Source organism: Trinickia sp., assembly GCF_051953955.1.
Taxonomy (GTDB): Bacteria; Pseudomonadota; Gammaproteobacteria; order Burkholderiales; family Burkholderiaceae; genus Trinickia.
This window is the reverse complement of the sequence record NZ_JBQCIF010000008.1, coordinates 25,504-39,019: the sequence shown is the minus strand read 5'-3', so window position 1 is coordinate 39,019 and position 13,516 is coordinate 25,504. Positions and strand designations below refer to the sequence as shown.

General features: G+C 66.4%; 11 protein-coding genes. 6 read left to right on the top strand and 5 right to left on the bottom strand.

Translation table 11 applies throughout. The features are described from left to right. Positions 1-49 precede the first annotated feature (49 nt). The 3 genes from dcd to apbC all read right to left on the bottom strand — a co-directional run bounded on the left by dcd (position 50) and on the right by apbC (position 2,440). Positions 50-619: a dCTP deaminase gene (gene dcd, locus ACTHNZ_RS01320; RefSeq protein WP_440540683.1), complete on the bottom strand. Its 570-nt coding sequence runs from the start codon at positions 617-619 to the stop codon at positions 50-52. 23 nt (positions 620-642) lie between these two features. Beyond that, positions 643-1,185: a superoxide dismutase family protein gene (locus tag ACTHNZ_RS01315; protein ID WP_440540682.1), complete on the bottom strand. Its 543-nt coding sequence runs from the start codon at positions 1,183-1,185 to the stop codon at positions 643-645. A 166-nt stretch (positions 1,186-1,351) separates the two neighbouring features. Continuing rightward, positions 1,352-2,440, bottom strand: coding sequence for an iron-sulfur cluster carrier protein ApbC (gene apbC / locus ACTHNZ_RS01310; RefSeq protein ID WP_440540681.1), 1,089 nt, complete (start codon positions 2,438-2,440; stop codon positions 1,352-1,354). A 60-nt stretch (positions 2,441-2,500) separates the two neighbouring features. Here apbC and ACTHNZ_RS01305 point away from each other — a divergent pair, with 60 nt between their 5' ends. The 6 genes from ACTHNZ_RS01305 to metG all read left to right on the top strand — a co-directional run bounded on the left by ACTHNZ_RS01305 (position 2,501) and on the right by metG (position 7,261). After that, on the top strand, positions 2,501-2,917 hold the full coding sequence (locus tag ACTHNZ_RS01305; RefSeq protein ID WP_440540680.1) for a hypothetical protein: 417 nt from the start codon (positions 2,501-2,503) through the stop codon (positions 2,915-2,917). Continuing rightward, positions 2,914-3,570: an OmpA family protein gene (locus ACTHNZ_RS01300; protein WP_440540679.1), complete on the top strand. Its 657-nt coding sequence runs from the start codon at positions 2,914-2,916 to the stop codon at positions 3,568-3,570. The genes ACTHNZ_RS01305 and ACTHNZ_RS01300 overlap by 4 nt, the downstream gene beginning before the upstream one ends. 469 nt (positions 3,571-4,039) lie before the next feature. Next, positions 4,040-4,321 (top strand): helix-turn-helix domain-containing protein, encoded by a 282-nt coding sequence (locus ACTHNZ_RS01295; protein ID WP_440540678.1) that lies wholly within the window; start codon positions 4,040-4,042, stop codon positions 4,319-4,321. After that, a complete protein-coding gene (locus tag ACTHNZ_RS01290) occupies positions 4,311-4,532 on the top strand; it encodes a HipA N-terminal domain-containing protein (protein ID WP_440540677.1) in 222 nt (73 codons plus the stop codon). Before ACTHNZ_RS01295 ends, ACTHNZ_RS01290 begins: the two co-directional genes overlap by 11 nt. Before the next feature lie 28 nt (positions 4,533-4,560). After that, positions 4,561-5,058 (top strand): HipA domain-containing protein, encoded by a 498-nt coding sequence (locus ACTHNZ_RS01285; RefSeq protein ID WP_440540676.1) that lies wholly within the window; start codon positions 4,561-4,563, stop codon positions 5,056-5,058. 40 nt (positions 5,059-5,098) lie between these two features. Further along, positions 5,099-7,261 (top strand): methionine--tRNA ligase, encoded by a 2,163-nt coding sequence (gene metG / locus ACTHNZ_RS01280; protein ID WP_440540675.1) that lies wholly within the window; start codon positions 5,099-5,101, stop codon positions 7,259-7,261. A gap of 136 nt (positions 7,262-7,397) precedes the next feature. On the opposite strand, the gene ACTHNZ_RS01275 is transcribed toward metG, so the two are convergent. Beyond that, positions 7,398-11,477, bottom strand: a complete 4,080-nt coding sequence (locus ACTHNZ_RS01275; RefSeq protein WP_440540674.1) for a translocation/assembly module TamB domain-containing protein — start codon at positions 11,475-11,477, stop codon at positions 7,398-7,400. 57 nt (positions 11,478-11,534) lie between these two features. After that, on the bottom strand, positions 11,535-13,328 hold the full coding sequence (locus tag ACTHNZ_RS01270) for an autotransporter assembly complex protein TamA (RefSeq protein ID WP_440540673.1): 1,794 nt from the start codon (positions 13,326-13,328) through the stop codon (positions 11,535-11,537). Positions 13,329-13,516 lie beyond the last annotated feature (188 nt).

Genomic DNA, 13,516 nt, shown 5'->3' with positions numbered 1-13,516 from the left:
ACGCGCTGCGCGTCCGTTGTATGACGGTGAACGACGGCTGCCGCTGCGCCTACGTCTTGGGCAGCGTGACGCCGTGCTGCCCCTGGTATTTACCGCCGCGATCGGCGTACGACACTTCGCAAACCTCGTCGCTCTCGAAGAACAGCACCTGCGCGACCCCTTCGTTCGCGTAGATCTTCGCCGGCAGCGGCGTCGTGTTCGAAAACTCGAGCGTCACGTAGCCTTCCCATTCGGGCTCGAACGGCGTCACGTTGACGATGATTCCGCAGCGCGCGTAGGTGGATTTGCCGAGGCAGACCGTCAGCACGTTGCGCGGAATGCGGAAGTATTCGACGGTGCGCGCGAGCGCGAACGAATTCGGCGGAATGATGCAGACGTCGCCCTTGAAATCGACGAACGACTTTTCATCGAAGTTCTTCGGATCGACGATCGTCGAATTGATGTTCGTGAAGATCTTGAATTCGTCGGCGCAGCGGATGTCGTAGCCGTAGCTCGACGTCCCGAAGCTGACGATCTTGCGACCGTCTTCGCTCGTGCGCACCTGATCGGGCACGAACGGCTCGATCATGTTGTGCTGTTCGGCCATGCGCCGAATCCACTTGTCGGATTTGATGGTCATAAAAAGACGCTGAATAAGCGGATTTACTGGCGAATCACGCCGCACGCGATCGCGGCGCCGACGCTGTGATCGGGGAACGCGGGGTCGCTTGGGTCATGCCCGATGAGCACCGAGCGGCCGACGACGGAACGCACGCCGTCGAGCGCGACGTCCGTGGCGACGATGAAACCGGTGGCCACGCCCGTCGCGTCCGCGTGGATGTTGCCGAGATCGCCCGCGCGGCGCACGCCCGCTCGGAGCCGATCGGCCGCCGGCGCGAATACGGCGCCCGCGCTCGAGCCGTCGGCCGCATTGCAGTCGCCGCGCTCGTGCACCTGTAGCGCGTGGTCGCTGTTCGCGGGCAGCCCAATCAGGTTGTAAGTGACTTGCACGCCGTCGGCACGCTCGATGAACGTAACGGTACCGCGCACCGTATTGCCGACCGTCGGCAATACCTGGGCGTCCGCGCGTTTTTCGTGGGGGCCGAAGACGGCGGCACAGCCGCCCAGCGCCGCGCTCGCCAGCACTAGGCCTGCGATGACGATGCTCGGGCGACGCGCTCGCCGCCTGCCGGTTCTCTCTTTCATGCGATCCTCATGCCGACGCACGGCGCCCCTCGCGCCGCCGAGCCGGACTCAAGCGAAGGCGACATGATACCGCGACGCGCACCGCACAAGCACGATCGGGGCCGAGCGGGCGCAGGGCCGCGTGCCCCGGTCCGCAGCGCGCGCGGGAGATGGGGCGAACACCGGCTCACGTGTCCTGAACGACGATGGTCGGGAATTTCGCGCTCATGTCGCGGGCGCGCTCGGCGATGCGGATCGCCATGTTGCGCGCGATGGTACGGTAGCGCTCGGCGATCGGGCCTTGCGGGTCGGCCACGACGCTCGGGTGGCCGCCGTCCGCCTGCTCGCGAATGCCGATGTCGAGCGGCAAGCTGCCGAGCACCTCGACGCCGTACTCCTTCGCCATGCGCTGGCCGCCCCCCTCCCCGAAGATGTGCTCGGCGTGGCCGCAGTTCGAGCAGATGTGAATGCTCATGTTTTCGACGAGGCCGAGAATCGGCACGCCGACTTTCTCGAACATCTTGAGGCCCTTCTTCGCATCGATGAGCGCGATGTCCTGCGGCGTCGTGACGATGACGGCCCCGGTCAGGGGCACGCGTTGCGCGAGCGTGAGCTGGATGTCGCCCGTGCCGGGCGGCATGTCGACGACGAGATAGTCGAGCTCGCCCCAGTTCGTCTGGCGCAGCAGCTGCTCGAGCGCCGACGTGGCCATCGGGCCGCGCCAGACCATCGGGTTGTCTTGATCGACGAGAAAGCCGATCGAATTCGCTTCGACGCCGTGGCCTTTCATGGGGTTCATCGATTGCCCGTCGGGCGACTCGGGGCGCCCCTCGATCCCGAGCATCATCGGCAAGGACGGACCGTAGATGTCGGCATCGAGGATGCCGACGGCCGCGCCTTCGCTCGCGAGCGCGAGGGCGAGGTTCACGGCCGTCGTGCTCTTGCCGACGCCGCCCTTGCCCGACGCGACGGCCACGATGTTCTTGACCTTGGGCAGCAGTTTCACGCCCGGCTGCACGGTGTGCGCGACGATCGACTGCGACACCGACACCCGCGCGCGCTCGACGCCCGGAACCTTCGACAGCGCTTGCTCGACGAGCGTGCGCACGGCGTCGAATTGGCTCTTGGCCGGATAGCCGAGGACGATCTCGGCACTGACGGCGGCGCCGTCGACGCTGACGTTCTTGACGCCCTTGGCGGCCGCAAAGGGCTTGCCCGTGTTGGGATCGGTGACGGCCGCGAGCGCGGCGTCGACCTGGGCCCGATCAATACTCATCGATTCGACTCCGAGGGACAGCGGGCGCGGCGCCTTCCCGGGCGTCGGCGCTCGCCGCAAATGTTGCGGCAAAACAATGCGATATTGCTTGTCATTGCCAAAAGATGGGCTACCGGATGGGTTCGCGCCCGCGCTGAACGCGCAAAGGGCGGCATCCGCATCCCAAACCACTATTGTAGTGGCAAGCCAAGCGGCGCGCCGATGCACCGCCTGAGCGAAGAAAAATGCCGCGGCACGCAAAAAATTGAAAACATTTGTTGCATGCCATTGCCAAAACGTGGGATGCAGGGCAATTTCGCGCAGCGGCGGATCGAGAAAGGGCCGAAAGCGGGACGCGAGCGCATTCGCTTGCGCCCGAATCGGCCGGCTCGCGCCGCTGCGCAGGCCACGCCTTGCATCGCCCGGCACCGCTCGAGCGTTGCCGGATCGCGCGTGCCGCGCAAGCGATCGATTTTTCGAGAGAGGACACCAACATGAATGCAAAAATCGCCACCCGCCTCACCGTCTTTGCCTTGGCCGGCTCGATTCTCGCCGGCTGCGCCACGCAGCAGCAGAACAACACCGCCGCGGGCACGGGCATCGGCGCGGCAACCGGCGCCGCGCTCGGCGCGATCTTCGGCGGCGGCAAGGGCGCGGCCATCGGCGCCGGCGTCGGCGCCGCCGCGGGCGCCATCACGGGCTACAACTGGCAAAACATCCGCAACAAGCTGTCGGGCGCGTCCAAGGGCACCGGCACGCAGGTGACGGAACAGCCGGACGGCTCGCTGAAGCTGAACATTCCGAGCAACGTGACGTTCGCGACGGACAGCTATCAAATCAACCCGGCGCTTTATCCGACGCTCAACGAGCTCGCCACGCAAATGCAGCAGCACCCTGAACTCGTCGCGCGGATCAACGGCTATACGGACAGCACGGGCAGCGCCCAATACAACCAGACGCTCTCGCAGAACCGGGCGCAAAGCGTCGCGACGTACCTGAGCCAGCGCGGCATTGCCCCGCAACGACTGGCCCCGGCCGGCTACGGCCCAGGCAATCCCATTGCCGACAACAACACGCCGACCGGCCGCGCGCAGAATCGCCGCGTCGAAATCTACCTCAGCGCGATGCCGGGCAACGGCCAGGCGCAATAAGCCGCGCCGCGCGGACCGAGCCGCCGGCTCCCGAGCCGGCCCTCGAGCAAGCCGGTCTGCGCATCGCAAAAACAGCGACGGAAGGCGGCTGAAGGCACCGGTAAACGATTCGAAAAATTTTTCGAACTCGGCGGCATTTCGGCTGTCTCTATGTACGGTACGTGGCTGGCCAACGCCGCTGCGTCACCATTCTCCTCTTGTCGTTGTTGCTCCGGGGCCGAATGCCCCGGTTTTTTTTGCCGCGTTCCTAAGCGCTTCTCACGGAATCGGCTTCCTCCGCCCCGCCCCATTCCGAAGGCCGACACTTCTCCGTTTTCGCGGCGCACCGCATAAGTCCGCAAGTAAGCTGAGCGAGAGAGATCGAGCCCCCGGCGAAGCCGACATGCAAGCATCGTGGATGCGGGCTGATCGCTTGAAGTTATGACGGATATATCTTACATTTTTGGTATCCGATCGAAAAATGTAAGATATGTCATACATCGTCAAGCCAACATCGGGCAGCCTGCCGCTTCTGCTCCCCCCCGATTTCGGGGAAGCGTTCCGGCGCGAAAGGAAAGCACAAGGACGCACTCAAGCATGGGTCGCCGAGAAGGCCGGAGTCGCCCGTTTTACGATCACGCAACTGGAGTCCGGACAAAACGTCGGGCTCCATCACGTCTTGGCTGCGCTTACCGCACTCGGGAAAGGCCTCTCGATCGTCTCAGCCCGGCCCGATTACGATCAGCTCAAGGAGATATTCGGTGAGGAATAGAGTGCGCCAGTTGCACCTGCTCACGCCGCAAGGCCGAGCGGGCGCGCTGACGAAGGAGTCGCGACACGTCTTTGCCTATGAGACGCGCGAGCGTGCGCGGCAAGTCTCGCTGACCATGCCGCTGCGCGCGGAAACCTATGCCGAAACGCCGATGTTGCCAGCGTTCGCGATGAACCGGCCGGAGGGCTTTCTGCTTCAAGTACAGCAGTAGCTACGAGAAGATCGCGCTAGCGATCAGCATGAATTGCGGCGGCAACTGGGACGAAAGCCTTGCACGGTTCTTCGAGTACTTCACGCTATCGGTCATGGTGCGCAACGGCGACGCTCATCTGAAAAATTTCGGCCTGCTGTACGCTCACCCGGATGCCGACGAGCCGCCTCGGCTCTCGCCTCTCTTTGACGTAGTCACCACCTCCGTCTACCGCTACGAAAACCAGAAAACCGGTGTTGAAACGGCTGACCGAACCATGGCACTGAAGCTGAACAAAGCGGTGTCGTATCCGATGCGCGGCGAATTGCTGGCCTTCGGGCACAACGTATGTCACGTGAACGACCCGGCTGCTGCCGTCGAGCGCATTGCCGACGCGATGTCAGCGACGCTCGCGGAAGAAGGGGAACGGATGCCCAGCGAATTCCTTGCGGCCTTGCGTGCCGAATGGGATACCGGCCGATCGTCGGTCATGCCGGTGCAAGTATCGCGCACGTCCAACCGGCAAGCCACAGACCGCGCCTGCTAAAATCCTCGCTTTCCCTCAAGCAGCCCCCTTCCCTACGCTCATGACCGTATCCGCCCCTCATTTCGCCGCGCAAGCCGGCGCGGGCGCCGCCCGCCGCCGCATTCTCGCGACGTCCGCTTTGCCCTATGCGAACGGACAGATCCACCTCGGCCACATGGTCGAGTTCATTCAGACGGACGTCTGGGTGCGCGCGATGCGAATGCACGGACACGAGGTCTACTACGTGGGTGCCGACGACACGCACGGCACGCCGATCATGCTCAGCGCCGAAAAGGAAGGCATCACGCCCAGGCAGCTGATCGAGCGCGTCTGGCGCGAGCACGCGCGCGATCTGTCCAACTTCCTGATTTCGTTCGATAACTATTACTCGACCGATTCCGAGGAAAACAAGTCGCTGTGCGAAACGATTTACCGCAAGCTCGAGCAAGCGGGCCTCATCGACGCACGCGAAATCGAACAGGCGTACGACCCCGTCAAGGAGATGTTCCTGCCGGACCGCTTCATCAAAGGCGAGTGCCCCAAGTGCGGCGCGAAGGATCAATACGGCGACAGCTGCGAGGTCTGCGGCTCGACCTACCAGCCGACCGATCTCGTCAACCCGTATTCGGCCATTTCCGGCGCGACGCCCGTGCGCCGCAAATCAACGCACTACTTCTTCCGCCTATCGGATCCACGCTGCGAAAACTTCCTGCGCGAATGGGTCGGCGGCCTCGCGCAACCGGAGGCGACGAACAAGATGCGCGAGTGGCTCGGCGAGGCCGGCGACGCGAAGCTCGGCGATTGGGACATCTCGCGCGATGCGCCCTACTTCGGCTTCGAAATCCCCGATGCGCCCGGCAAGTACTTCTATGTCTGGCTCGATGCGCCGGTCGGGTACTACGCGAGCTTCAAGAATCTCGCCACCCAGCGCGGCTTCGATTTCGAAGAATGGATCAAGCCCGGCACGAGCACCGAGCAATACCATTTCATCGGCAAGGACATCCTCTACTTTCATACGCTGTTCTGGCCGGCCATGCTCGAATTCGCGGGCTATCGCACGCCGACGAACGTGTTCGCGCACGGGTTCTTGACCGTCGACGGCGCGAAGATGTCGAAATCGCGCGGCACCTTCATCACCGCGAGCAGCTATATCGAGACGGGCCTCAATCCCGAATGGCTGCGCTACTACTTCGCCGCCAAGCTCAATGCGACGATGGAAGATCTCGACCTGAACCTCGACGACTTCCAAGCACGCGTGAATAGCGACGTCGTCGGCAAGTACGTCAACATCGCGAGCCGCGCCGCGGGCTTCCTCATCAAGCGCTTCGACGCGCGCGTGCAGGACAGTGCGATGCATCATCCGCTGCTCGCGACGCTGCGTGCGGCCATCCCTCAAATCGCGGCCCACTACGAGGCGCGCGAATATGGCCGCGCCGTGCGCCAGACGATGGAGCTCGCCGATGCCGTGAACGGCTACGTCGATACGGCCAAGCCGTGGGATCAAGCGAAGGATCCAGCCAATGCCGCGCTGCTGCACGAGACGGTCAGCGTCAGCCTCGAAGCGTTCCGGCTGCTGTCGATCGCGCTCAAGCCCGTCTTGCCGGCGCTCGCCGCCAAGGTCGAGACGTTCCTCGGTGTCGCGCCGCTCGCGTGGGCCGATGCCGATACGCCGTTGTCGTCGGCCCAGCCCATCAGCGCCTATCAGCACTTGATGACGCGCATCGACCCCAAGCAGATCGAAGCGCTGATCGCGGCCAACCGCGGTTCGTTGCAGCCGATCGAAGCGGGCGCGGCACCGAAGGCCGCGGGCGAAGCGGCATCGGCGGCGGCGGCGGCGAGCAAAGCCAAGCAAAAGCCCGCCCCCGCGACCGACGCGCCAAGCGACATCATCTCGATCGACGACTTCGCCAAGATCGACCTGCGCATCGCGCTCATCGTCGACTGCAAGGCCGTCGAGGGATCGGACAAGCTGCTGCAATTGACGCTCGACGTCGGCGAGGAAAAAACGCGCAACGTGTTTTCGGGGATCAAGTCGGCCTATCGCCCCGAGGATCTGGTGGGCAAGCTGACGGTGATGGTCGTGAATCTCGCGCCGCGCAAGATGAAGTTCGGCCTATCCGAAGGGATGGTGTTGGCGGCGTCGAGCGCCGACGAGAAAGCGGAGCCGGGCCTTTATATCCTCGAGCCGCACAGCGGCGCGAAGCCCGGCATGCGCGTGCGCTGACGCACGCATTCCAGCGCACGGCAAGGCTCCGTGCGCTGGACGGCGCCGCTCACGGCTTTCGCGGCGCCAGCCCAGCACAATCGCGTCCCGCCAAGCCCCAAGGCACGCGGCCGGCGCCGCCATGCCGCGCCGGCCATCACCACCGCCACCGGTCGAAGCGCCGCGTGTAATTGACGTCGACGCCTTCGAAGGTCCCGCCATAGAGCAAGACCGACCAGAAACGCGACAGGTTCACGGTCGCCTTGAACGCATTGCTCGCCGATTGCAACCCTTGCTCATAACCGAGCACCAGGCGATCGTTGATCGCCTTCGACAACATGACGACCTGCGAATCAGTGAGCCCGACGTCGCTGCGCCCGACCGAGAACTCGTCGAGGCCGAACGTCTGCGCCACGCGCTTGCCCGTCGCACTGCCGAGCAGCGCGAGCGCCGTCGTCATCGAGCTTTGCTGACTCAGGTTGTTGCCCTGGTCGGTCCCATGACCGAACAACAGCCATGACAGCTTTTCGTTGTCGGGCACGTTGGGCTCCGACACGAGCTTGACGATCGGCGAGCGCACGGTGCCCGTCACCTGTACCCCCGCCTCGACCTCCTGATTGCGCCGCATGGCGAGAATGTTGATGCCGGGATTCGCCACGGGCCCGTTGAACGTGAAGTAGCCGTTCTCGATCGCCAGCTTGCGGCCGAACGACGTATAGGTAGACCCTTCGGTCACGCGCACGTTGCCGATCGCGCGCAGCGGCTGATTCGGCGCGGACAGCGCCGTCACCGTGCCGCGCAGGCCCAGATCGGCGCCTTGGCCGCGAAAGCGGAAGTCGTTGCCGAGGTCGATGTCGACGCTCGCACGCGGCGCGAAGCGGCCGACGGGCTTGTTGGTCGGCTCGGCCGGCGGCGGCGCGCCATGCACCAAACCGTGGTCGCTGACGATGACGACGTCGTCGGACAAACGCGGCGCGCGCTGCTCGGGCAAGTCGAACCGCGCGTGATCGACCGTGAACTTGCCGTCGATGTCGAGCCCGCCGGCCGCGCCGCCATTCGCAACGGTCGCACTGCCCGACAGCGACAGCTGCCGGTCGGGCGCCGCGAACAGCGCGAGCTTGTCCGCCACGATCCGCGCCGTCAAATCAGGCTCGGCGCGGTCGAGCCTGATTTGCCCCGTCGCCCGCACCGTGCCGTCGCCGCCATGGAACTCGACGCGCTGCAAGTCCACGAGGTTCTCCGTCAGCGCCACGCGCACGATGCCGTCCTTCAATTGAATGCCCTGGTCGACGAGCGTCGCCGATAGGCCGTCGCCGACGAGCGCGCCGGAGACCGTCGGTTTCGCGCGCGTGCCCGCAATCGCGAGATTCAATGCGGCATGCCCGTCGAGGACGTAGCTCGGACCGAACAACCCGCCCGTCGTCTTCAAGGCGGGGACGTCGAACGCGAGCTTGCCCGCGAGCGGCGCATCGGCGGCCACCCCGAGCAGCCCTTCGCGCGCGGGGTCGGGCGTGAGCCCCACGCCGAGGCTCGCGTCGAGCGTCCCCACTCGGCTTGCCGCCGCATGTGCGCTGGCGGCCATGCGCTCGCCGCTGAAGTCGACGCGCGTCGATAGCGCGGTGATGCCGAATGCCGCCGTGCCGTAGCCGGTCGACAGCGTCGCGTCGCCGCTGCGGCGTTCGATGCGCGCATAACCGCGCGCGGTGCGGCCCAGCGCGAAATCCCAATCCGCCCCGAGGATGAGGTCGCTCGAAAGCCGCGACGGCATCCCGGTCAGCGTCTGCCGGACGGCGAGGAGGCGCCCCACCGACACATTGGACGCGCTGCCCGCCGAACTGATCGCGCCATGGTCGTAGACGAACGACTTCAGATCGAGCGTCGCGCCTTCGACGACAAGCCGTGTCGGCCCCAGCGCCGCACGCTGGCCGCCGGCCGAGACGGTCACGGGCGCTTGCAGCTCGATCGCGGGCATGCCCCGGTTCGTCAAACGCGCCAGCACGCCATCCCAACGAAGGCCATCGCGCGCATCGGTCAGCGCGCCCGTTCCTGCTAGCGCCAGATCGATGGGCCGGCCGCGCACCGCGCCCTTCGCTTGCGCATCGAACGTATGTTTCGCTCGCGTGCCGGCCACGTGGGCCGTCAAGGTCGTCAGGTCGACACCGGCCGCGTGAACGTCGCGCGCGTCGGTCGAAAATTGCAGCGCACCGGTGGCGCCGTCGTGAATCTGGGCGCTACCCGTCGCCGCGCCGATGCGGTTTGCGCCCATCACCACGCCGCGCGCGTCGTAGCGCAGCGATACGTCGGGATGCGCGAGCGAGCCCGTCAGATCGCCGTCCGCGAGCACGGTGCCTGCAACGCCGAAGCCGAGACGATCGAGCTGCGGCGCGTCGATGTGAAATCGCAGGCGATCGCCGGCCCCGCCGAAGCTGCCGCGGAGTTCGACGTCGTTGCCGGCAATCGATAGCTTCGCGTCGCTCGGCAACAGCCGTGCACCGGCCAGCTGCAGCGTGCCCGCGCCCGTCAGCGGGAAGCCGTCGTAGATGCTGTCGCCGAGCTCGAACGCGAGCTTCGCCGACAGCGGTTGGACGAGCGCCCCCACGGCGCTGAACCGCCCCGTCACGCGCGCTTCGGGCAGCTTGCTCGGCAGGCGATGCGCCGGTTTTGCCGCGCCGCGCTCGCGCGCCGGCCGCGCAGCCGGCAATTGCGTCGCGACGACGAGCCGCGGATCGAAATTCGTCAGCGTCGCGCTGAGGTCGTAGGTCGAACGCTCGTCGCGCTGGAGCGCGCCCTTGAGTTCGAGCCGTCCGTCGCCCGCGTCGAGGCGGACGTCTTGCAATGCGATGCGCTTCGGATCCAACGCGATACGGGCGCGCGCGCGCAAACGCGCAGCGGCGTCGGTCAAATCGAGCGAGAGAGACTGTGTCGCGCCATCGAGCTCGATGCCGATCGGCCCCGCGAGCGCCGTCGGCCGCACGTAGGGCGTGAGCATCGCCACGTCGAGCGCGCGCGCCGTCAAATCCAAGCGCCCGCGTCCCTGCGCGAACCTGCCGCTCCCCGTCAGCGAGGCGCCATGAACGAGCCGCACGTCAAGATGCTCGAGCCGCTGCGCGTGCTCGTCGAGACGGACGTCGGCGCGTGCTTCGACGAGCGGCAAGCGATGCGCGTCGAAGGGCCCGGGCTTGGCATTGACGATCGTGACGGGCCCCGCGACGACGAGCGCGCCGGCACCCGGGACCGGGGCGAGCGTCGCCGCCAGCGACAGGTCGGCTTCCGGCGCGCCGGCACGGAACGTGCGCGGGTCGACGTGATCGAATGCGAGCGTCGCCCGCTTGAGCGGCACGGGCGCGAACGGCATCGCTTCGATATGCGCCCGGCCGGCCAGTTTCATGCCGGTTGCCGTCACGTCGGCCGCGAGCGATTCCAGCGTGCCCGACAGGCGAGCCTGCGCCTGAGCCGGCGCTCCGCCTAGCGAGCCTGACGCGGTCAGCGCGCCCGTCAGCGGAAAGGGCCGTGCACCGTCGAGCGAGAGCTGCGCCGCCAGGGCGCCATAGGCCGGATCGAAGCCGTCGACCGAGAGCGTGTGATGGCGGCCGTCGCTGCTTCCGTGCGCGCGCAATCGATCGAGCTCGGTCGTCGTCGCACCGTTGCGCACGAGCAGCCTGCCGACGGCCAGCGAGCGCACCTCCAGCTCGAGGGGCAAGCGCAGATCGGCAGGCAGGCGGATCGGCGTCTTGTTCGTCGAAGGTGCCAGCCGGGCGTCGATCGTGCCCGCCTCCAACGCATCGACGGTGAACCGCCAAGGCGCGCGCGTCAGCGCCCAACGGGCCGCTAGACGATCGATGCGAATATCGGTAGTCGGCGCGCTGGCCGAGCCCCCGAGCTCGTGCCAGCGGACATCCGCCAAACGCACGCCGTGCGCGAGCGTGCCGCCTTCGAAAGTGCCCGACAAGCGCGGGGCCGTCACCGCAACGGCGGCCCGCCAGACGAGCCGCGTGCCGGGCTCCGTCGTGATTGCCCCGTAGAGCGCCGCGGCGACCAGCGCGGCAACCATGACGACGGCGAGCGCCGCCCAGGCGGCGATGCGCCAGGGGCGCCGCCTGGGCGGCGCTTCGGGTTCATTCGGCTCGTCGGGCCCGCGCGGCCGATCCCGCATTGGCGGCACGCCCGCACCGCCCGCCCCGGACGCGTGAGCGTCGGGCGCGTCTGTCTGCGGCGGTGGCGGTGAATCGTGCGTCATGAAAGCCCTATGCGGTACGAGATGAGATGAGAGACTAAATAGATGAGCGCCGATCGATCAAAACGCGATGCCGAGGGTGAGATACGGCCGCACGCTGTGATTGCGCGTACCGTAGGCCAAGTCGACGTTGATCGGACCCACGGGGCTGCGCCAGCGCGCGCCGATACCCACGCCGGGATAGAAAACGCGCTCGCCCCACCTATCCGTCGCGGCGCCGATGTCATAGAAGACGGCTGCCCCCCAATCGTGCGTGAACCAGTGCTGATATTCGGCCGTGGCCGTCGCGAGGTACTTCGTCGGCAACACCGATCCGTCGACGTTGTTGCCGATGCTTTGAAAACCGTAGCCGCGCACGGAATTCGAGCCGCCCGCCCGAAACAGCAGCGACGCCGGGATGCCGCTCGATCCGCCGCTCGTGAAAACGCCGCCGAACTCGGCGCGCACGAGCAGCAAATCGCGTTTGAGCAGCGGCACGTACTGCACGCCGCGGGCGTAGACGCGCCCGAACGTCTGATCGGTCGCGAAGCCCTTCACGGCGAAGCCCGTTTCGACGTGGATGAGATTGCCCTTGCGCGGAAACAGCGGATCGTCCACGTTGCGGCGCGTCCACGACCATTGCGGCACCAGCGCGTGACTCGTCGTCGGACCCGACGCGTTCTGATCGAGACGATCGGCGTAGTACTCGATCGAATAGTTGTAGTCGATGAACTGAGCCGTTCGCGCACGCTGCAGGCCCGCGCGCGCACTGTAGATGCGCGTGCCCGACACCTGGGTGTTCGTATAGGACGCGAGTGCACTATTGACCCAGCCGCGTCGGCCCGGCGGCATCGACAGTTGGATCTGCCCGTACTGCTGAATTTGATCGATACGGCCTTGCACGGAAAACGGCCAGGCGGCGCCGAACGTGTCGAGATACGAATACGAGCCTTGCACGTGCGCCCCGGTGTCGGTCGCATAGCCGACGCCGCCGCGAATGTTGTTGTAGGGGTACTCGCTCACCTTCACGTGGATCGGCGTGTCGTTCGGCTTCGTGACGTCGCTGTCGACGTCGATCGCCACGCTCGCGTAGTAGGGGGTGTTCTGTAGCTGCCGCTGCAGCTCGGCAATGCGCTCGGCGTCGTAGACCTCCCCTACCGACAGCGGATTGACGTTCGTGACGATGCTGCCCGGGTAGCGGCGCACGCCCGATACGTCCAGCGGGCCGAGCGTGAACGTCGGCCCGCTCGCAAAGGCGACCGTCAGCGCGGCTTGCCGCGTGCGCGGATCGATCCGCGCTTGGGAATGCACGATCTTCGCGCCGAGATAGCGGCGTGCCTGCAGGGCTTTGAGCGCGGCGTCCTTCGCGTCGGTCCAGGCAGCCTGCGTGAACGGATCGCCCGCATGCAGAGAGAACGCAAACCGCGCCGCATTCTCGCGCTTCGGCTCCTCGGTGCCGACCGGGCCGTCGAACGTGAGATCGACCGACGCGACGATCGTGCGCGGTCCGGGGTCGACATGGACCGTCACGGTCTTCTGGCCTTTGCGTCCCGCGCGCACGTCAGTGCGCACCACGGGGGAAAAGTAGCCGTCGGTGGCGGCCAGGTCCCGCACTTGCTGCGGCGTGGCCGTGACGAGGAAATCGAATTGATCCTCGGTCACGTCGTCGCGAGACGCGAAGCGCGAAAGATCGAGGTGCTTCTCGAGCAGCTTTCGCATCTCGCGCGGCGCGTCGATCGTGACGTCGTATTTGGCGAGCGCGGACATGGAGGCCAAGGCCAGCAGCGCGCCGAGCACGAAGGACGGCCACACCCGCCGCGCCGCGGGCACTCCCGGGCTGCGCCGAGCGCGCCGCCCGGCGCGCGACGAATCCATGACCGCTCCCTGCAAACAGGACCTCCCGAAGTCGAACGACGCGGCGCCGAAACGGGCGCCGACGAAAGCGGCCATTTGAACATAACGGCCGGCGCGAGCGAATAGCGTGCCCGCTTTCGACGCGCGAGAGCGCCCAGTGTTCCGTGTCGGACCGCATGCGCTAAAATCGCACCTTGCACGCGGCGGCG